The organism is Nocardiopsis dassonvillei, assembly GCF_964273065.1.
Taxonomy (GTDB): Bacteria; Actinomycetota; Actinomycetes; order Streptosporangiales; family Streptosporangiaceae; genus Nocardiopsis; species Nocardiopsis dassonvillei_B.
The window spans coordinates 3,958,458-3,977,950 of sequence record NZ_OZ186815.1; the positions used below are offsets into that span (position 1 = coordinate 3,958,458).

The following is a 19,493-nucleotide window of genomic DNA, read 5'->3' on the forward strand; positions in this document are numbered from 1 at the left end:
AGAGGGGTGCGTGCGACCCCGACGCGGAGGGGGTCGCGGGCCTAGCTTCGGGATATGGACGCACACTCCCGCCCGTCGCCCTCCACCACCCTCAACGGAGGCCTGCGGCCCGGCCCCTCCCATCCGTCGCCCTCCACCACCCTCAACGGAGGCCTGCGGCCCGGCCCCTCCCATCCGTCGCCCTCCACCACCCTCAACGGAGGCCTGCGGCCCGGCCCCTCCCATCCGTCGCCCTCCACCACCCTCAACGGAGGCCTGCGGCCCGGCCCCTCCCATCCGTCGCCCTCCACCACCCTCAACGGAGGCCTGCGGCCCGGCCCCTCCCATCCGTCGCCCTCCACCGCCCTCGACGCCACCGCCCCCGGCGGGGGGCCGGAGCGGGGCGCCCTCCCGCCCTCCGCCCCGTACCCGTACTCCGCGCCCCTCCCCAGGGAGGGGCGCGAGGCGCGCCCCCGCTCCGCGGTCGCGCGGCTGCTCGCCGACACCCGGCACGCCCTCCTCGGCCTGCCCCTCGCCGTGGTCTCGTTCTCCCTGGTCCTCGCGGGGCTGGCCGCGGGGCTGGGCTCCGCGGTCGCCGGGGTGGGGCTGTTCATCCTGGTGGGCACGCTGTACGCGGCCCGCGGGATCGCCCACGTGGACCGGGTCCGCATCGCCGACCTCACCGGGGCGCCGGTGCTGCGCGCCCCCTACCGGGAGCCCGCCCCCGGCGCCGGGCCGGTGCGCCGCGCGCTGGCCCCGCTGGGCTGCGGCCGCAGCTGGCTGGACGCACTGCACGCGCTGGTGCGCTTCCCGGTCTCTCTGGTCGCCTTCGTCGTCACGGTCACGTGGTGGACGGGCGCGCCGGCCGGCCTGCTCTACCCGCTCTGGGGCTGGTCGCTGTACACCATCCCCGGCTACACCGACGTCGGCTCGCTGCTGTCCTCCGAGCACCCGCTGGTCGCCACCACGCTGGTGTACATGGCCGCGGGGGCCCTGTTCCTGGCCACCCTGGTGCCGGTGGTCCGCGCCTGCGCCCAGGCCGAGGCCCTGCTGGGCCGTGCACTGCTGCTCCTGCCGGAGGACCCCCGGGTGCGCGTGTACACCGCCCCGGCGCCCCGCGACCCCGGCGGCGCCTGAAGCCCCGCCCGCGTCCCGCGCCCGCCGGCCCCGTCGGCGGGCGCTCCCGCGTGCGGGCCGGTGGGATGACCGATGCAGGCGGGCGCGGGGGAGCGGTGGAATGGCGGGTGCGGTGCGGGCCGGGGCCGCCGCCGCGGTGCGTGTCAAGGGGCGAACAGGGTGGGCCCGCGTGGTTTCGTTGCGGCAGGAGTGACTAGCGTTGCACCTGCGGGGTCACGGCTTCCCGCAGAGCCGGTGGCCGCCGCATGATTACCCGCTAGTAACATAGTTAGGACCGCCGGTGTGTGGCGCACCGGCCGACGCAGCAGGATGGGAGGCCACGGGAGATGCTGTACCTGACACTGGGCATCATCACCTCGGTCCTCGCCGTGGTCGCCTTCACCATGTTCGGTCTGGCCATCCGCCAGATCGTGCGGACCGTGAACGTGGGACGACCGGTGGAGGCCGAACGCAAGGGGCCGTTCGGACAACGGTTCACGATGGCGGTCATCGAGATCGTCGGCCACGGCAGGATGCTCAAGCGGCCCTGGGTGGGTGTGGCCCACTGGTTCGTGATGGTCTCCTTCCCGCTGTTGGTCTTCACGGTCATCGAGGCGCAGGGCGAGGTCTTCGACCCGCACTTCCACCTGCCGTTCATCCACGACTGGACGATCTACGGCCTGGCCATCGAGTTCATCGCCGGGACCAGCCTCGTCGGCATCCTCGGCCTGACCGCGTACCGGGTGGTCAACCGCCCGGCGCGCAAGGGCCGCGCGTCGCGGTTCATGCACTCCAAGCAGTGGACCGGCTACTACGTCGAGGCGTACATCATCGGCCTGCTCTTCGCGATCTTCGCGATCCGCGGGCTCAAGGTCGCCACGGACACCTTCCCGTTCCCGGTCTGGGCCACCCCGATCTCGCACGCGGTCGGCGCGGTCATGCCCGGCGAGGCGGCGGTCGCCGACCCCGCGATCGCCCTGGTCGCCGCGTTCAAGCTGATCATCAGCTACGCGTTCTTCATCGTCCTGGCACGCCAGCTCACCATGGGCGTGGGCTGGCACCGCTTCCTCGCCCCGGTCAACATCTACTTCAAGCGCAACGCGGACGGCTCGCCGACGCTGGGCGCCGCCAAGCAGATGATGAACAAGGACGGGAGCGCGCCCCTCGACTTCGAGGAGGCCGACCCCGACGAGGACCCGTTCGGCGCGGGCAAGATCGAGGACTTCACCTGGAAGGGCCTCCTCGACTTCTCCACCTGCACCGAGTGCGGACGCTGCCAGTCCCAGTGCCCCGCCTGGAACACCGGCAAGCCCCTGTCCCCGAAGAAGGTCGTCCTCGACCTCCAGCGGCACGCCTACGAGAAGGCCCCGTACCTGCTCCAGGGCATCACCGCCGAGACCCTGGCCGAGAAGCCCGACGACAGCCACGCCGGCGTCGACGTCCTCGCCCTCCTGGAGAAGCCGCTGGTCGGCACCGAGGAGGAGGGCGGTGTCATCCACCCGGACGAGCTGTGGGCCTGCACCAACTGCGGCGCCTGCGTCGAGCAGTGCCCGGTGGACATCGAGCACATCGACCACATCCTCGACATGCGCCGCTACCAGGTCATGGTCGAGTCCAACTTCCCGTCCGAGGCCAACACGCTCCTGAAGAACCTGGAGAACAAGGCCAACCCGTGGGGCATGTCCGAGGACAAGCGCATGGACTGGATCGAGGAGCTGGCCTCCCAGGAGAACCCGGTCGAGGTGCAGGTCGTCGACGACAAGCTCGACGCGGACACCGAGTACCTGTTCTGGGTCGGCTGCGCCGGCGCCCTGGAGGACCGGGCCAAGAAGACCACCAAGGCCATCGCCGAGCTGCTGGACATCGCGGGCGTCAAGTTCGCCGTCCTGGGCGGCATGGAGGCGTGCACCGGCGACCCGGCCCGCCGCCTGGGCATGGAGTACGTCTTCCAGATGCTGGCCCAGCAGAACGTCGAGACCCTCAACGAGGCCGGCGTCACGAAGATCGTGGCCAGCTGCCCGCACTGCTTCAACACCCTCGCCAACGAGTACCCGCAGCTCGGCGGCACCTACGAGGTCGTGCACCACAGCCAGCTGCTGGCCAAGCTGGTGGACGAGGGCAGGCTGACGCCCGTCGAGTCCATCGACGAGAACATCACCTACCACGACCCCTGCTTCCTGGGCCGCCACAACAAGGTGTACACGCCGCCGCGCGACATCATGGCGAAGGTGCCCGGCGTCAAGACGCAGGAGATGCACCGCCACAAGGAGCGGGGCTTCTGCTGCGGCGCCGGCGGTGCCCGCATGTGGATGGAGGAGCGGATCGGCAAGCGCATCAACACCGAGCGGGTGGACGAGGCGCTGACCACCAACCCCGACACCGTGTCCACGGCGTGCCCGTTCTGCCAGGTCATGCTGGGTGACGCGATCAACGAGAAGAAGTCGCAGGGCGAGGCGAAGGAGACCCTGGAGGTCGTCGACGTCTCCCAGCTGCTGCTGCGCTCGATCAGGGGCGGCGGCCCGCAGGAGGCCGAGTCCGCCGACGCCTAGGGTCTGTTTTTCGAGTGCCGTCCTGTTCCGCGGGGGTGTGTGAGGCGCCGGCGGGGTTCTGCAGGCCCGGAGGGGACGTCCGAGGAACGGGGACGTTCCCTCCGGGCCGAGGGTTCCCGCCTTCCAAAGGCGCCGAACGCGGACCGAAGCGGAGCGGAGGTTCGAAAGAACACGGCCTGGTCGTCAGGCGGACCCGGGTCCCGGGGGCGCTCACCGTACGGTGGGCGTCCCCTGCGCTTTCTCGGAGCGGAGCAGCAGCAGGGCCAGCACCGTGGTCCAGGCGAACCCGACCAGCAGGGACGCCCGCTGGTAGAGGCCCGCCACGGCGACCAGGTCCGGGTTCTGCTGGAACCCCGCGCCCGCCCACACGAAGCAGGCGAAGAACACGAGTGCTGTGAGCACCGAGTACCCGGCCACCGCCCAGCGGCGGTCGGCCAGGGCCCGCAGGGCGTAGAGCACGCAGGCCAGCGGCAGCCCGAAGAAGAACAGCGCGGACGCCGCGTCGTGCAGGACGCCCAGCGGCGTGTAGACCAGCTCGTGGGGGGTGCCCGGCGGGTAGCCGCTGAGCGGGTCGGTGCGGAACAGCCCGGCGCCGACCAGGCCGATCCCGCACAGGCCCAGCAGCCACGGGACGGGCCCGGAGCGGCCGGTGCGGGCCAGCTCCCGGTGCGCGCCGACCGCGAAGGCCGTGAGCAGGGCTCCGGTGAGCAGGAAGTTCACCACCTGGACCCCGCCGGCCCCGGTCAGCGCCAGAGAGCTGACCGGATGGCGGGCGAGGGAGTAGTCCGGGCGCAGGAGGCCCGCCAGGGTGGACACCGCGAGGAAGAGGGGGCCTGCGGCGACCCCGCACCACAGGAGTCCGCGGTTGGGTGACATGGACATCCTTCGTCGTTGTAGATGGGGACCACCTTAGGGTCGGTCCCGTGGTCCGGAAAGCCCGGTCGCGGCCGTCTCCCGGCGGGCGGAGGCGGGCGTCCGTCGCAGGGGGAGATGCCGCGCGACCGGCATCGGTTGGGCGGTCGGATGGGTGACGTGCGGGAACTCTAAATAACGGTCGGTTTACGGGTCGCCCGTGTACAGGCCCGTATATCCCGAACCGCGGAAAGGGAGAAAACGCCGCTGCGGATCCTCCGCGTGCCGGGGTTCGGGGCGGTGGGTGCGGGTTTCTGATTATTCCTCCCGCGCCCTTGGGGCTGGGAAATCACCCATCGGATATTACTTCCTGAGAAAAGACCACCGGGGGCCCCCGAAGAATGGAGTTCGCGCCCCGCGTGCCCCGTTTTTCGTGTAGAACTCTTATCAGCACCCCCGAAGGGCGCCGGGCGCCCACCCGGGGTGTTGCCGCCCGCACGCGGTGAGGAAGGGGCGCGTGCGGGCGGCACCCACGCGCCCGGGCCCGGCCCTGTGACATCTGTCATCGCCGGTCCCGGTGGATTCCCACATCCGATAGGTGACAACGGCGTCTGTGGCCCCGCTCCCGTTTCCGGGAACCTGGATCCATGACGACGACGAGCACCGAATCCCTCCCCGACCGCACCGCTCCCGACGGCCCGGCGGTGGTCGTCCGGGACCTCCGCCAGCGCTACGGCACCTTCGAGGCCGTCAGGGGGATCTCCTTCGAGATCCGGCCCGGCGAGCTGTTCGCCCTGCTGGGCACCAACGGTGCGGGCAAGACCACCACCATCGAGACGCTGGAGGGGTTCCGCCGTCCCAGCGCGGGGAGCCTGCGGGTGTTCGGCACCGACCCCTACGGCCAGCCCGCCGCCCTGCGCGGCCGCACCGGCGCCGTCCTCCAGGGCAGCGGCCTGCTGGAGGACCTCACCGTCCGGGAGTCCATCACCCTCGCCCACGACCTGGTCTCCCGGCCCCGCGACCCCGACGAGCTGCTGGAGCTGGTCGACCTCACGGACAAGGCGGGGATCCCCGTCCGCCAGCTCTCCGGCGGGCAGAAGCGCCGCCTCATCCTCGCCCAGGCCCTGGTCGCCCGGCCCGAAGTGCTCTACCTCGACGAACCCACCACCGGCATGGACCCCGAGGCCCGGCACACCACCTGGCGGATCATCTCCGACCTCAAGCGGCAGGGCGTCGCGGTCCTGCTCACCACCCACTACCTGGAGGAGGCCGAGCGCCTGGCGGACCGGCTCGCCATCATGCACCACGGCGAGATCCGCGTGGAGGGCACACTGGAGGGCGTCCTGGCGTCCTGGGGGGACCGGATCACCTTCCGGCTGCCCGAGGAGGTCGGCACCGACGACCTGCCCGAGATCCCCGGAGCCGAGACCGCGGTGCAGACCCGCGACGGGCGGCTGTGGGCCACCTACACCGTCGCCGGAGCCGACGTCGACTCGCGGGCGCACCGGGTGGTCGGCGGACTCGTCTCCTGGGCCGCCGAACGCGGGACCGTCCTGCGCAACCTCCAGGTCCGCGGAGCCTCCCTGGAGGACGTCTTCCTCCAGGTCGCCGGCGCCACCGGACTCTCCGACTCCTAGCCCCCTCCCCGCCGACATCCCCGGAGCGCACACGATGACCGCCACCGCCGCACCCGCCCGCCCCGCCGCCATGAGCCCGGTACGCCAGGCCCTGCGCCTGGCCCGCACCGAGTTCACCCTCTTCATCCGCTACAAGACCGCCTGGATGTTCCTGGGCCTGGCGCTGTTCATGTTCGTCGTCCCGATGAACCTGCCCAACGAGCCCGTCCTGGGCGACATCGGCAGTGCCGACCTCGCCATGATCGCCGCGATGGGCAGCATCGGCCTGATCATCGGCATCGGCCACCCGTCGAACGTGTTCACCGCCCGCCGCGAGAGCCTCGTCCTCAAGCAGATGCGGGTCAACGGGGTCCCCCAGGGGGCGCTGTTCGGCGCGGTGATCCTGCTGGTGGTCGTCATGTCCCTGCTCATCGCCGTGCTGGGCGTCGCCCTCGTCTACGCCAACTCCGGCGCGCTGCCGCGGGACCCGGTCATGCTGGTGCTGGCGGTCACGCTGAGCGCCGTCTCCATGAGCTTCCTGGGCCTGTGCGTCTCCCCGATGGCGCGCACCGCCGAATCCGCGCAGATGGCCGCGATGGTGCCGATGATGTTCCTGCTCTTCGCGGGCGGCAACATCATCCCGACCGCCGCGTTCCCGGACTCGTTCGTCCGGTTCCTGGGCTACCTGCCCTCCACCGCCGCCGGCCAGCTCGCCCAGGCCTCCTACACCGGCCACGACGTCTTCTCCGGCTACGAGTCCGCCGCCCCGGCCGGGGTCGTCGAGCTGTGGGTCGCCGCCCTGCCCTCGGTCGGGCTGCTGCTCGTGTGGACGGTCCTGTTCGCCGTGCTGGCCTTCCGCACCTTCCGCTGGGACCCCCGCCAGAGCTGACCGGCGGGCACCCGAACCGCCCGCCCCGGACGGGGCGGGCGTTCCTCGTAAGGGACACTCGAACGATGGACCAGGACACCGTTCCCCCCACCGCGGCGCAGCGGCGCCACCTGCGGATCGCCCGCATCATGACCGTCTACACCGTGATCGTGACACCGCTGATCGTGGTCCTGTGGCCCTTGGTCGAGATGGTGCAGACGCACACGCACGGCAACCCGGTGTGGCCGCAGACCGTGTCCCTGGTCCTGCTCACCGGGGCGTCCGCCTGTCTGGGCCCGCTCATCGCCGCCCGGATGCGCGGGGAGACGGTCCCGGACCCGCGCCTGTACCTCGCGTCCGTGCTCCTGGCCTGGGCGGGGACCCTGTTCCTGCGGGTCGAGATCTACATGGTCAGCTCCCTGGGCGCCTGGCTGTCGGTGATGCTCCACCTGCACCGCGGCGGGCGGCGCCCGGCGGCCCTGGCCGTGTCGACCGCCCTGGTCCCCTGGATCGCCTGGCCGTTCCTCTACCCGCACGTCTCCGTCGGGATGTTCACCGTCGTCTGGGCGGGCGGCGCCCTCACGTGCCTCCTCTTCTACCTGGGCTGCGCCGTCTCCTTCCGGCTGTGGGACATCGTGCGCGACGCCGTCGCCGCCCAGGAGGCCAAGGCCCGGCTGGCGGTGGCCGAGGAGCGGCTGCGGTTCACCCGGGACCTCCAGGACCTGCTGGGCCAGGACCTGTCCCTGCTCGCGGCCCGGGCCGCGAGGGCCGGCCGGAACGTCTCCCGGGACCCGGGGGAGGCCCGGGCCGAGGCCGCCGAGGTGCACGCCCTGGCCCGCGACGCCCTGCGCCGGGTCCGCGCCGCGGTCAGCGGATACCGGGAGCTGGACCTGGCCGAGGAGGTCCGCTCGGTGAGGGCGGTGCTGGCGGCCGACGGGACCCGGACCAGCGTGGCGGGACTGGACGGCCTGGACCCCTCCCCGGCGGAGGCCTCCCTGGCGGCGTGGGCGGTGCGCGAGGGCGGCACCAACGTGCTGCGGCACAGCGACGCCACGCGCTGCCGGATCTCCTTCTCCCGGGAGCCCGACACCGGGCGGGCGGTGGTGGAGGTGTCCAACGACCGGGCCCGGGCCGGAGCGGATACCGAACCCGGCGGGGTGATGGGCGGGCTGGCCGACCGGGTGCGGCGTGCGGGCGGCATACTGTCGGCGGCGCGCACGGACGAGGGCGGCTTCCTGCTGCGTGTCCGCCTCCCCGCCGACCCGTCCCGACCCCCCGCAGCCGAGGAGGCGCGTTGACCCCCCGCACCGACGAGACCGACCGCACGATGCGCTTCGCGCGCCTGGTCATCATGGTCACGGTGGGCATGGCGGCGATGATGCTGGCGGGCATCCCCCTGTTCGAGTTCCTCTTCGGAGCCCCCGGGCACGTGCCGTGGCGCTCGTTCGCGGCCCTGGGCGCGTCGGTGCCCCTGGCGGTGATGCTCCTGCTCCTGATGCGGGACCGCATCGACGGCCGCAGGGTCCCCGACCCCCGCCTCTACTGGGGGTCGCTCGTCCTGCTCGCCGTCACCGCCGCCCTGGTGCAGGACGCGATGCTGACGATGGCCCTGTTCGCCGCCTGGTGGTCCGCGGGTGTGTTCGCCGCCCCGCGCCGCCGGGGCGCCGCCGTCACCCTGGCGATGCTGGCGGCCCCGTGGCCGTTCGTCCTCGCCGAGCGGCAGGATCTCCCGATCGCCCTCTACCTGTTCTTCTGGGCCGGGGCCGTCGTGTGGGCGCTCGTGCTGGCCTCCGGCTCGATGGGCACCATCTGGCTGTGGGACATCACCCGGCAGGCGGTCGAGGGCCAGCACGCCCGGGCCCGGCTGGCGGTCACCGAGGAGCGGCTGCGGTTCTCCCGCGACATGCACGACCTGCTCGGACACAGCCTGTCGGCGCTGGCGGTCAAGGCGGAGCTGGCCGGGCGGCTGGTCGACCGGGCGCCCGAGCGCGCGGAGAAGGAGCTGCACGAGGTCCACGAACTGGCCCGGGAGGCGCTGGACCAGGTCCGTGGGGCGGTCAACGGATACCGGGAGCCGGACCTGGCGGAGGAGGTCGCCTCGGTGCGGGGAGTCCTGGAGACGACCGGGGCCCGGGTCGAGGTCGGCGGGCTGGACGGCCTGGAGGTATCCGGGGAGGTCTCCGGGCTGGCGGCCTGGGTGGTGCGCGAGGGCGGCACCAACGTGCTGCGGCACAGCGACGCCGACCGCTGCCGGATCGACCTCTCCCTGGTCGAGGGGGAGGGCGGCCGGGCCCTGGTCGTGGAGATGTCCAACAACGGGGTCCGCGGGGGCGACGGCGGGAAGGGCAACGGCCTGACCGGGCTGTCCGAGCGGGTGGCGGCGGCGGGCGGGGTGCTGACGGCGGCGCGGACCCGCGACGACGGCTTCCTGTTGCGCGCCGTGCTGCCGGCCTGAGGCCCGGCGCCCCGGGGTGCCGGAGGCGTCAGCCCGGCTCGCGGGCGGTGGCCAGCCCCAGCACCCGGTCCAGCTCCTCCATGGCCAGGCGGCGGTCGGCGTGGGCGGCCGCGGCGAGTACCTCGGCGTACAGCTCGATCTCGTCGAGCGCGACGTGGTCGTGGAGCCGGGCGGGCCGGTGCGGTGCGTGTTCCACGCGTTCACCCCCCGGGGAGTGCAGAGGCGTCCTGGACGGGAGCGGGCCCCGGCGGAGGGGGCGGTGGAGGGCGGGGGACCGTCCGCAGGGCCCGGACCCAGGGTACGCGGGGTCCTCCGGGCGCCGCATGACCCGGGAGGACCAGTGCCGGTGTCACCCGGTCCGACCAGGGCCACGGCACCTCCGGTCCACTCGTCACTCTTCTCCCACCGCCCGCTCACGTTTCGCGTTCGTGTGATCGCGTTGTGAAGAAGCCGCGTGATGGTAGGGGTGACAGCAAGGGGCATACGGGAGGAGAAACACCATGGCCCAGAGCAAGGGAACCCCGCGCAAGGTACTGATCGGCGCCGCCATCGCGGTGCTCGCGGCGAGCGCCGCCGTCGCCGTCGTCGACCCGTTCCCCGGCGCCCAGCTGGGCGCCGGCCTGGTCGGGGCCATCGCCCTGGTCGCGTTCGCCGTCCTGTCGGTCGGCGGGCGCAACTCCGTCAAGGCCTGACCCGGACGAGCCACCGGGCCCGCCTCCCCGCACGGGGGGCGGGCCCGTCGTGTTCTCCGGCGGCGGGCCCCGCCCCCGTGCCGGCGGCGCGGACCCGTTCCTGTGATGGCGGCGCGACCCGCGGCCGTGACCCTCGCCTCAGAGATATCGGCGCACCGGAGAGGAACGGCATGAACGCACATGAGGCCAGTACCGTCCGTATCGGCCTTCACCTGGACGGGGCCCTGCTGGCCCGGCGCATCCGCACGGTGCTGGAGGGGCGCGCCTGGTCGGTGACCGAACTGGGCGCCGACCCGGATCTCGGGGACCTGGAGGGCTTCGACGTCCTGCTGCTGCGCAGCGGGGCGATCAGCCGGCTGCCCGGCCGCTCCGAGCGCCCGGGGCCGGCCTGCGTCGTCTTACTGGAGGGCGAGGCCGATCCGCGCTTCGTGGAGGTGGCGCGCTGGGGCGCCCACGCCATCGTGGACCGGGACGACCTGGACGGCAACATCACCCACGCCATCGAGCAGGCCCTGGCCGGCGCGGTGTGGATCTCCCCGACCTTCGCCGGCCGGTGGATGGAGCTGATGCCGCCGATCCTGCGGGCCGACCTGGGCGCGGCGGAGCCGCTGTTCGGGGAGAGCCTGACCCGGCGCGAGCAGCAGGTGCTGGACCTTCTCACCCAGGGCCTGTCCAACGCCCAGATCGCCGAGCGGCTCATCCTCAGCACCGGGGCGATCAAGTTCCACGTCTCCAACCTGCTGCGCAAGTTCGGCTGCGACCGCCGCTCGCAGCTCATCGCCCGACACGGCGCGGGCGCCGGGCGTGTTCCGACCGCGGTCTGAACACGCCCGGCGCCCGGGGCGCGGGGTCAGGCCTGCGCACCGGCCCCCACCGGCGCGGACTCGGCGGCGGCGAACTGGTGCGTGGACAGCTCCATGTACAGCTCGTCGGTCTCCACCAGCTCCTCGTGGGTGCCCGTCGACCTGATGCGGCCGCGCTCCAGGACCAGGATGCGGTCCGCCTCGCGCACGGTGGCCAGGCGGTGGGCGATCACCATCACCGTGGTGATCCGGGACGCCTCCCGGATGGCCTCCTGGAGGGCCTGCTCGTTGATCGAGTCGAGCTGGGAGGTCGCCTCGTCCAGCAGCAGCAGACGGGGGCGGCGCAGCAGCGCCCGGGCGATCGCCACGCGCTGGCGCTCACCGCCGGAGAGGGTGACGCCGCGGTGGCCGACCAGGGTGTCCAGACCGTTCTCCAACCGGGCGACCAGCGCGTCCAGGCGGGTGCGGGAGACGATGTCCGCCAGCTCCTCCTCGGTGGCCTGGGGGGCCGCCATCAGCAGGTTCTCGCGCAGGGTCCCGGAGAGCACCGGCGCCTCCTGCTCCACGTACCCGATCCCGGCGCGCAGCCGGTCCAGCGGCCACTCGGCGAGGTCGCGGCCGTCCATCCGGACGCTCCCGGACTGGGGCTCGTAGAACCTCTCGACCAGCGAGAAGATCGTGCTCTTGCCCGCCGCCGAGGGGCCGACGAACGCGGTCATGCCCCCCGCCGGGACGTCGAACGTCAGATCCTCGAAGAGCGGCACCTGCGGGTCGTACCCGAACCGCACGTTGCGGAAGGACACCGACGCGGGCCGGCCGTCCGGCTCCGGGGCCGCGGTCCCGGAGGGCTCCTCCTCCTCGTGCGGCATCCGCTGGACCTCGCGGATGCGCTGGAGCGAGGCCAGTCCGGCCTGGAGCCCGCTGATGGAGCTGGTCAGCTGGGTGATCGGCCCGGTCAGGTAGAAGAGGTACAGCAGGAACGCCACCAGGACCGACAGGTCCAGGTCGCCGGTGGCGGTGCGGGCGCCGCCCACCCCCAGGATGATGAGGAACGACACCTGGACCAGCAGGCCGGTGGACATGCTCCCGGCGGAGAACCAGATCGCGGCCCGCTTGCCCTGCTCCAGCGCCCGCTCGGAGGCGGCCGTCACGACCGCGGTCTCCCGCTCCTCCGAGCCGCTGGCCTTGATGGTGCGCAGCGAGTTCAGCGACCGCTCCAGGGTCGAGCCCATCTCGCCCAGGGCCTCCTGCACGTTCAGGCTGGCCCGCCGGATGCGCGGCACGACGAGGCCGAACGCGAAGCCGACCACCACGACCACGCCCAGCAGCAGGCCCAGCAGCGCGAGGTCGAGGTAGCCCATGAGGACGATGATGCCGACGAACTGGAGCGCGCCGATGAACAGGTCCACCAGGTCGCGGGTGGTGGAGGTGCGCAGCTGGTTGCTGTCGGACACCACCCGGGAGAGCAGGTCGCCGGGGCTGCCGTGGTCGAGAACCGACATGCGCAGCCGCATGATGCGCCGGACCAGGTCCCGGCGCACCCCGTGGACGATGCCCTCGGCCGTGCGCTCGGTCATGTAGTTGCCGATGGAGGCCAGGACCGTCGCGAGCACCAGCAGCGCGGACAGCACCAGGATGAGCACGGGGTCGGGGCCGCTCACCGTCATCTCGTCCACGAAGTACTTGGCGACCATCGGCTGGGCCAGGGTGAGCAGCGCGGCGACGGTGGTGATCAGGCCGCCGGACCACAGGACGAGGGCGTGCGGGCGGGCGTAGGCCAGCAGGCCGCGCAGGCCCTCCGGGGGTTCGGGTGCGTCGGTGTTCACAGGACGACCTCCTCGGTCGGTCGGGGTAGGGCGGTGGGCGCGGTGAGCGGCCCCGGTGTTCCGATCAGGGAGGCGTCGCCGCAGACGATTCCGGTGAAGCGCTCGGGGCGGAAGAACTCCCGGGAGACGTCCGCGACCTCGTCGCGGGTCACCCGGGCCAGCTGGTCGGCGAAGTCGGCGAGCCGGATGGGGTCCTCGCCGTTCAGGGCCATGTCCATGAGGCTGCCGGTGACCTCGGCCAGCGAGGTCAGGCGGGTTCGCATGCACCCGGAGGCGAACCGCTGCGCCGCGCGGAACTCCTCCTCGGTGGGCGGGTCCGCCACCATCCCGGACAGCTCCTCGGCGATCCCGGCCAGGACCGCGTCGGCGGTCGCGGCCGAGGTCTCGGCCTCCACCGCGATGAGGTTCGCGCCGGGGAAGGAGTCGATGTAGGCGTTGACGCCGTACACGTAGCCGTGGTCGTTGCGCAGGTTGCGGCTGAGGCGGGTGGAGACGGCCCCGCCGCTGAGGGTGTTCAGGGCCAGGAACAGGGGGGCGTACCGGTCGTCCTCGCTCGGGACCGCGTCGGCGCGCAGCCGCACGTGGGCCCGGGTGGTGCCGGGGACGTGGACCACGGCGGGCGCACCCGGGGCGAGGGGCGGGACGGGGGGCGCGACCCATCCCGGGGAGGGGGAGTCCCAGTCCCCGAAGGCCCCGCGCACGGTCGCGAAGACCGCCTCGGCGTCCAGGGAGCCGCCCACGACGATCAGCATCGCCCCGCGCGGGCCCCAGGTGCCGGCGGGGATCCGCAGGTCCTCGCCGGACGGCTCGGCGGGCAGGGGGTGGCGTCCGGCGCCCGCCCGGTTGCCCGCGAGGTGGTCGCCGTACAGCCGCTGGTAGAGGCCGTCGACCGCCCGGTGCTGCGGGTACCCGGAGGACGTCGCCAGCAGGGTGCGCTGGCGCCCGTATTCGCGGGCGGCCTCGCCGGGGTCGAGGACGGGGGAGCGCACCGCCCCGGCCAGGTGGCGCAGCGACCGCTCGAGGTCGGCGGTGCCGCAGCTCCCCGAGAGGACGGTCGCCCAGGGCGAGGCCGAGCCGTGCATCTCCACGGCGCGGGCCTCCAGGTCCTCGCGGGAGGTGTCGTCCCCGCCGGTGTGCAGGACCGCGAGCGCGGCCCGCAGCTGGGCCCGGAACAGCTCTCCGGGGGTCCGGCTCCGCCCGGGGACCACCATCCGCAGCTCGGCCAGGGGGGTGTCCCCGTGCGGCAGGCAGTACACGCGCAGACCGTTGGGCAGGGTCCGTTTTCTCAGGTCCGAGATGCGCATCAGAGTTCCCCTCCTTCGCCGGGGGAGAGCACCAGCAGGGCGCGGTGCTCCCGGGTCAGCCACCGGGCGGCGGCGGACACGTCCTCGGCGGTCGCCTCGGTGAAGCCGCGGTTGACGGTGGCCGGCAGGTCTCCGTCGCCGAACAGCAGCTCGCCGCGGCCGACGGCGCGGGTCCGGGCGGCGAGCTGGTCGGTCTTGCGGTGGAAGGCGGCCAGCCGCCGGGCGCGGGCCCGGGCCAGCTCGGTGTCGGTGGGGCCGTGCTCGGCCAGCCGCCGGATCTGCTCCTGCGCGGTGTCGATGATGACGTCGCGCTCCACTTCGGCGGGGTGGGTCGCGGACAGGATCCACATGTCGGGGTCGCGCGCGTCCAGGAGGTCGAAGAGCCCGTCGCGGGCCGACACCCCCAGGGCCTGGCCGGTGATCTCCGTCAGGCGGCGCGGCACCAGCGCTCCGGGCCCGCCGGCCAGCAGCTCGGCCACCAGGGCCAGGCCGAAGTGCGCCGCGGGGTCGACCGCGGCGTCGGGGGTGCGGTAGCCGAGGGCGAACCCGGGCCGGGCGGCCAGCGGGTCGTGCACGGTGCCCGTCACGGTCCCCTCGGGCTCGGGTTCGCCGTGGTCGGGGACCGGTGGGGCGGGCCGGGCCGGGAGCGTCCCGAAGTGGGCCTCGGCCAGGTCGAGCGCCCGCAGCGGGTCGATGTCCCCGCTGACGGTCAGCACCGCGTTGGACGCCGTGCAGTACTCGTCCAGGAAGCCCCGGCAGTCGTCCAGGGTGGCCCGGGACAGGGCCGCGGGGTCGCCGAACCCGTCGTGGGCGTTGGCGTAGGACCGGAACAGCACCGGCGACAGCGACGGCCAGGGGAACCGGCCGTAGGGCTTGCGGCCCTTGGCGCCGATCTCCTCCTCGATGACCCGGATCTGGGTACGCAGCCCCGCCTCGGTGATCCGCGGCTCGCGGACGCGCCGCGCCTCCAGCTCCAGCATCTCCTCGGCGTGGTCGGAGGGGACGACGGTGTAGTAGTCGGTGTAGTCCTGGCGGGTGGAGGCGTTGCAGAACCCGCCCAGGGCCTCGATGCCGGTGAAGTGCCCGGCCGCGCCGTCGCCCTGGAACAGCAGGTGCTCCACCAGGTGGGCGAGCCCGGGGAACTCCGGGGGGTCGGACCGGAAGCCGGTGCCGAAGTGCAGGGCGATCCCCACGGCGCTCACCGAGCGCAGCGGGAGGACGCGGACGCGCAGCCCGTTGGACAGGGTCCGGTGCAGGGTGCGCGGCGGTGCGGTGGTGGCGGTCATCGCCGGGGGTCCTCCGTTCCGATGGTTCCGGTGGTGCGGTCCAGCAGCGCGGCTCCGGCCCGGTCGAAGGCGTCGGTGACCATCTCCAGGTGGGCGTCGACCGACGGGTGCCAGCCCACGTAGGCGCAGAAGTCGTGCACGTGGACCAGGAGCCGCAGGGCGGCGTAGCGGCCCACGGCCTCCGGGTCCAGGCCGGGGCCGTAGCCGGTGAGCAGGCCGTCCAGCAGGCGGCCCGCCTCCTCCCGGGACGCGGGGACGACCTCGCGGTGCTCCACCAGCTCCCCGGCCAGCCAGCCGACGTCGAACTCGGCCGGGCCCACGGCCAGCTCCTCACCGGTGAGCAGGACGCCCTCGGTCCTGGAGTCGACCGAGGGGATGAGCACCCCCAGGCCGGGCGCCCCGTGCAGGAGGGAGCCGGGGACGTCCCGGCCGTACCGGGCCAGGTCCTCGCACCACTCCCGGGCCAGGTCCAGCCGCCGCGCGCCCAGCACCCGGCCGGCGACCCGGTACAGGTGGGCGGCGGCGTGCGGCCCCCGGCCGCGCTCCAGCCACCGCAGCAGCCGGGCCGGGCCCTGCGGGGACGCCAGCGTGAGCTCCGCGGGGACGGGCAGGGCGTGGATGCGCGCCAGCAGGGCCCCGGCCCCGGCCAGCAGGCCGCCGGGGCCGGAGGCCTCGGACTCCTCCTGGAGCATCCGCTTGGCCACCGAGGACGGGCCGGGGGCGGAGAACACCCGCCAGGCCTGGCCCGGGTCGGGCGGCAGGTCCACCCGGGCCCGGACGGTGCCCGGCAGGTCCTCCAGCGGGCGGCGCAGCCGGATGGGGGTGGTGCCGATGGGCACCGTGCGGTCGACGCCGCCGTTGCGGATCCACACGAACCCGTCGGTGATGGTGTGCAGCACGGTCGTGTGCACGTAGGCGGTGCCGAAGTCGTCGACGATCCTGGTCAGCACGGGGACCCCACCTCCGCCAGGGTGCGGCGCAGGGACTCGGCGCCGGTCAGGACGTCGGGCAGCGGGGCCGCGACGGAGGCGTCGTAGCCGCGGGTGTGCGCGCTGATCCCCGGGATGGGGTCGACGACCACCACGTTGTCGCGTTCGCGCAGGGCCTCCACGTGCTTGCGGTAGACCACCGAGTTCGTCGCGCCCGGCGGCACGGACGGGGCCAGGGCCACCGGGGCGGAGGTGCACTGGAGCGCGAGCATCGCCGGTGTGTCGCCCAGGCCGACGGCGAACCGGGCCAGGAAGTGGAACGACGCCGGGTAGACGATGACGGCGTCCGGCCAGGAGGCCAGGTCGACGTGCAGCGGCTTCTCCGTGGGGTCGTCGGACCAGGCGTCCACCAGCACCGGGTTGGGCTCCAGGGCGGTGAGCGCCGTGTGGGAGACGAACCGGGTCGCCGACGGGGTCAGCACCACCCGGCGGCGCAGCCGGGGGTATCCCATGGTCAGCCAGGTGGACCAGGTCGTCATGTGGGTGGCCGAGAGCGAGCCGGTGACGACGACCAGCAGGCGTTCGGCCCCGAACTCGGGGAACAGGTCGGTGTGCGGTGTCTCGTCAGCCACGGAGGTCCTCCAGCGCCTCGGTGATCTCCCGGACGTCGGCGACGGCCGAGCGGATGCCCTCGGTGTTCACGACCCCGGCGGGGTTGACGATGATCTCGCTCACCCCGGCGTGCTCGTAGTCCAACAGGCCCTTGGCCACTTCCTCCGGGGACCCGTACAGGTACACGCCCTTGTCCACCAGGGCGGCGGCGCCGGCCTCGGGGTCGGCCGGGTCGGCGGGCACCCCGGCCCTGCGCAGCATCTCGGTGTAGTGGGGCAGGCCCAGGTGGGTGCTCGCCCCGCGCAGCGCCAGCCGCCGCGGGTCTCGGCCCGGGCGCGCGACGGCCGCGTGGACCACCGTGGCGATCCGCGGCGGGGCGGGCCGCCCGGCCCGCACGGCGCCCTCGGCCAGCGCCGGGGCGATGGTGTCGCGCACGTGGTGGGCCGGGGTCAGCCAGGTGATGGCGACGTCGGCCGCGCCCCCGGCCCGCCGGGCCATGCCCGAGCGCAGCACGCCCAGGCCCACCTCGACGCGGGGGAACCGGCCGATGTCCGGCAGGACCAGGCCCTCGCCCTGGTGGAACGCCTCGTTCACGGACTCCTCGGCGGGGCCCCCGTCGAGCAGGTCGCGAACGGCCAGCGCGTACTCGGCGGAGGTCCGGGCCGGGGTCTCGTAGGGCCGTCCGCGCAGCGCGCCGACCAGGCCGGGGGTGGCCGGCCCGTAGCCCACCACCACGGGCTTGCCGGTGATGCGGGCCAGGCTGCGGGCCTGGACGGCCGCCTCGAAGGGGTGCCGCAGCGGGATCAGGGTGACCCCGATGCCCACGGGGACGCGGTGCCCGCGCCCGGCCAGGTAGGCGAGCACCTGGTGGGTCTCGGCGTTCAGGGACTGCCCCATCCACAGCCGGTGCAGGGAGGTCTCCCGGACCAGCTTCGCCACGGGCTCGACGAGCTGGGGGCGTTCGGGCTGTTGGGGCTGGATCACGCTCAGGTGCGCTCGGGCCGACATGGCGGTCTCTTCCTTCCGTTGGCGCGGGGGTGGGGTCAGGTCCGGGTCCGGTCCGGGGCCGAGCCCGAGGCGCGGCGGGTCATCCGGCGGAGCAGGGGGACGGCGGCGGCGAGCAGCAGGGCCGTCCACACGGCCACCACGGCGGCCGCGACGAGCGGGTTCCAGGAGTCGGCGCCGCCGAACCCGAGGGGGACGCCGCCGGTCAGCCCGGCGTCGACGCCGTTGGCGATCCACTCGAACGGCAGCACCCGTACGGCGGTCCGCAGCGGCTCGGGGAAGAACGCCGCCGCCCCGGTCCCCGCCAGAGCCGCCGGGACGTACACGGCCAGCGCCGAGTAGGAGAGCAGGTCGCCCCCGGCGGGCAGGACCGCGCCGAGCAGCAGGCCCAGGGCGACGAAGAACAGCAGGCCCAGCACCAGGAACCCGAGGGCGGAGGGCAGGGCGGCCGGGTCGTCCGCGGACAGGCCGCCGACTGTGAACGCCAGGCCCAGCAGCGCGCCGACCGAAACGGCGCTCACCGCCAGGACGTGCAGGCACTTCTCCACGACGTAGGCCTGGAGCCCGCCGGGCAGCAGCCGCAGCCGCAGCAGGGTGCCGTCGGCCCGGGCCGCCAGAACCGCCTGGGCGACGGCGAAGGTCCCCGACTGCACCATGACCAGCATCAGGAAGGTCATGGCCAGGCTCGACGGCGAGGTGATGAAGAAGTCGGCGTCCTCCCGGGGGGAGGCAACCATGCAGGTCGTCCCGTAGACCAGGACGAAGAGCAGCTGGAAGTCCAGCAGCAGCCGGTCGGGGGAGGACAGGGCGATGCGGGCGCCGGTGCGGAACCGGTCCGCTCCCGCCCGCAGGGCGCGGCGGTTCACGGTGCGGTCTCCTCTCGCTCGTCGAGGTGGGCCAGGTAGGCGTCCTCCAGGGAGCCGCCGCCGTGCTCGGCGGCGAACTCCTCGCCGGAGCCGTCGAACGTGATCCGCCCGGCGACGAGGACGGCGAGGCGGTCGGCGATGCGCTCGGCCTCGGCCATGTCGTGGGTGGTCGCGAGGACGGCGACGCCCTCGGCGGCGACCGAGCGGACCGCGTCGTGGAAGGCGCGGCGCGACCGGGGGTCCAGTCCGACGGTGGGCTCGTCCAGGAACAGCACCTCGGGGCGGCCGGCCAGGGCCAGGGCCAGGTCCATGCGGCGGCGCTGGCCGCCGGACAGCTCGCGCACCCGCCGGTCCGAGAAGTCGGTGAGGCCGAACCGGGCGGTGAGGTCCGCCGGGTCGGCCGGGTCGTCGTGGTAGAGGGTGATGTGCCGGAGCAGGGCGTCCACCGGCCAGTCGGCGTGGTCGCGCCAGGACTGGAGCACGACGCCGACGCGTCCGCGCCAGGCGTCGTCCGCGTCGCCGGGGTCGCGGCCCAGCACCTCGACCGTGCCGGAGGTCCGCCGCCGCAGGCCCTCCAGGATCTCCATGGTGGTGCTCTTGCCGGCCCCGTTGGGGCCCAGCAGGGCGAGCACCTCGCCCCGGTGGACGTCGAGGTCCACGCCGCGCAGGACCTCGCGCGCTCCGTAGGCCATCCGCAGACCGGCGGCCCTGACCAGTGGGGACATCGACGTACCT

18 protein-coding genes are annotated in these 19,493 nt (G+C 73.7%); 8 read left to right on the plus strand and 10 right to left on the minus strand.

The window, feature by feature from the left end; genetic code table 11:
- Positions 1-54: 54 nt before the first annotated feature.
- Positions 55-1,116, plus strand: a complete 1,062-nt coding sequence (locus tag ACSUPR_RS17590; RefSeq protein WP_436885696.1) for a sensor domain-containing protein — start codon at positions 55-57, stop codon at positions 1,114-1,116.
- 326 nt (positions 1,117-1,442) lie between these two features.
- Complete coding sequence (locus ACSUPR_RS17595; protein ID WP_436885697.1) at positions 1,443-3,644, plus strand: (Fe-S)-binding protein; 2,202 nt, start codon at positions 1,443-1,445, stop codon at positions 3,642-3,644.
- A 210-nt stretch (positions 3,645-3,854) separates the two neighbouring features.
- On the opposite strand, the gene ACSUPR_RS17600 is transcribed toward ACSUPR_RS17595, so the two are convergent.
- Entirely contained in the window at positions 3,855-4,520 is a 666-nt protein-coding gene (locus ACSUPR_RS17600; protein ID WP_436885698.1) for a DUF998 domain-containing protein, read from the minus strand.
- A 623-nt stretch (positions 4,521-5,143) separates the two neighbouring features.
- Here ACSUPR_RS17600 and ACSUPR_RS17605 point away from each other — a divergent pair.
- From ACSUPR_RS17605 to ACSUPR_RS17620, 4 genes are all read left to right on the plus strand, one after another.
- Positions 5,144-6,133, plus strand: coding sequence for an ABC transporter ATP-binding protein (locus tag ACSUPR_RS17605; protein WP_436885699.1), 990 nt, complete (start codon positions 5,144-5,146; stop codon positions 6,131-6,133).
- Between the two features lie 34 nt (positions 6,134-6,167).
- Positions 6,168-7,001: an ABC transporter permease gene (locus tag ACSUPR_RS17610; RefSeq protein WP_436885700.1), complete on the plus strand. Its 834-nt coding sequence runs from the start codon at positions 6,168-6,170 to the stop codon at positions 6,999-7,001.
- A 65-nt stretch (positions 7,002-7,066) separates the two neighbouring features.
- Positions 7,067-8,278, plus strand: a complete 1,212-nt coding sequence (locus tag ACSUPR_RS17615) for a sensor histidine kinase (protein WP_436885701.1) — start codon at positions 7,067-7,069, stop codon at positions 8,276-8,278.
- A complete protein-coding gene (locus tag ACSUPR_RS17620; protein WP_436885702.1) occupies positions 8,275-9,435 on the plus strand; it encodes a sensor histidine kinase in 1,161 nt (386 codons plus the stop codon). The genes ACSUPR_RS17615 and ACSUPR_RS17620 overlap by 4 nt, the downstream gene beginning before the upstream one ends.
- Before the next feature lie 28 nt (positions 9,436-9,463).
- Here the strand turns inward: ACSUPR_RS17620 and ACSUPR_RS17625 are convergent, their stop codons facing one another.
- Entirely contained in the window at positions 9,464-9,631 is a 168-nt protein-coding gene (locus tag ACSUPR_RS17625; protein ID WP_436885703.1) for a hypothetical protein, read from the minus strand.
- Between the two features lie 304 nt (positions 9,632-9,935).
- Here ACSUPR_RS17625 and ACSUPR_RS17630 point away from each other — a divergent pair, with 304 nt between their 5' ends.
- The gene (locus ACSUPR_RS17630) at positions 9,936-10,127 is read left to right on the plus strand and encodes a hypothetical protein (protein WP_436885704.1); all 192 of its coding nucleotides are present in this window, start codon (positions 9,936-9,938) and stop codon (positions 10,125-10,127) included.
- A gap of 170 nt (positions 10,128-10,297) precedes the next feature.
- Positions 10,298-10,951 carry a response regulator transcription factor gene (locus tag ACSUPR_RS17635; RefSeq protein ID WP_436885705.1) on the plus strand — a complete coding sequence of 218 codons (654 nt, stop codon included), beginning with the start codon at positions 10,298-10,300 and terminating at the stop codon, positions 10,949-10,951.
- A gap of 26 nt (positions 10,952-10,977) precedes the next feature.
- Here the strand turns inward: ACSUPR_RS17635 and ACSUPR_RS17640 are convergent, their stop codons facing one another.
- Genes ACSUPR_RS17640 through ACSUPR_RS17675 form a run of 8 tightly spaced genes read right to left on the minus strand, consistent with a single transcriptional unit; the run spans position 10,978 to position 19,483 of the window.
- Positions 10,978-12,756 (minus strand): ABC transporter ATP-binding protein, encoded by a 1,779-nt coding sequence (locus ACSUPR_RS17640; RefSeq protein WP_436885706.1) that lies wholly within the window; start codon positions 12,754-12,756, stop codon positions 10,978-10,980.
- The gene (locus tag ACSUPR_RS17645) at positions 12,753-14,060 is read right to left on the minus strand and encodes a M16 family metallopeptidase (RefSeq protein ID WP_436885707.1); all 1,308 of its coding nucleotides are present in this window, start codon (positions 14,058-14,060) and stop codon (positions 12,753-12,755) included. The genes ACSUPR_RS17640 and ACSUPR_RS17645 overlap by 4 nt, the downstream gene beginning before the upstream one ends.
- Positions 14,060-15,346 carry a M16 family metallopeptidase gene (locus tag ACSUPR_RS17650; RefSeq protein ID WP_436885708.1) on the minus strand — a complete coding sequence of 429 codons (1,287 nt, stop codon included), beginning with the start codon at positions 15,344-15,346 and terminating at the stop codon, positions 14,060-14,062. Before ACSUPR_RS17650 ends, ACSUPR_RS17645 begins: the two co-directional genes overlap by 1 nt.
- Positions 15,343-16,296: a hypothetical protein gene (locus ACSUPR_RS17655; RefSeq protein WP_436885709.1), complete on the minus strand. Its 954-nt coding sequence runs from the start codon at positions 16,294-16,296 to the stop codon at positions 15,343-15,345. Before ACSUPR_RS17655 ends, ACSUPR_RS17650 begins: the two co-directional genes overlap by 4 nt.
- On the minus strand, positions 16,290-16,907 hold the full coding sequence (locus tag ACSUPR_RS17660) for a flavoprotein (protein ID WP_436885710.1): 618 nt from the start codon (positions 16,905-16,907) through the stop codon (positions 16,290-16,292). The genes ACSUPR_RS17655 and ACSUPR_RS17660 overlap by 7 nt, the downstream gene beginning before the upstream one ends.
- Positions 16,900-17,895, minus strand: coding sequence for an LLM class flavin-dependent oxidoreductase (locus ACSUPR_RS17665; RefSeq protein ID WP_436885711.1), 996 nt, complete (start codon positions 17,893-17,895; stop codon positions 16,900-16,902). The genes ACSUPR_RS17660 and ACSUPR_RS17665 overlap by 8 nt, the downstream gene beginning before the upstream one ends.
- Before the next feature lie 35 nt (positions 17,896-17,930).
- Positions 17,931-18,758 carry an ABC transporter permease gene (locus ACSUPR_RS17670; RefSeq protein ID WP_436885712.1) on the minus strand — a complete coding sequence of 276 codons (828 nt, stop codon included), beginning with the start codon at positions 18,756-18,758 and terminating at the stop codon, positions 17,931-17,933.
- Positions 18,755-19,483 (minus strand): ABC transporter ATP-binding protein, encoded by a 729-nt coding sequence (locus ACSUPR_RS17675; RefSeq protein WP_436885713.1) that lies wholly within the window; start codon positions 19,481-19,483, stop codon positions 18,755-18,757. The genes ACSUPR_RS17670 and ACSUPR_RS17675 overlap by 4 nt, the downstream gene beginning before the upstream one ends.
- Positions 19,484-19,493: the final 10 nt, after the last annotated feature.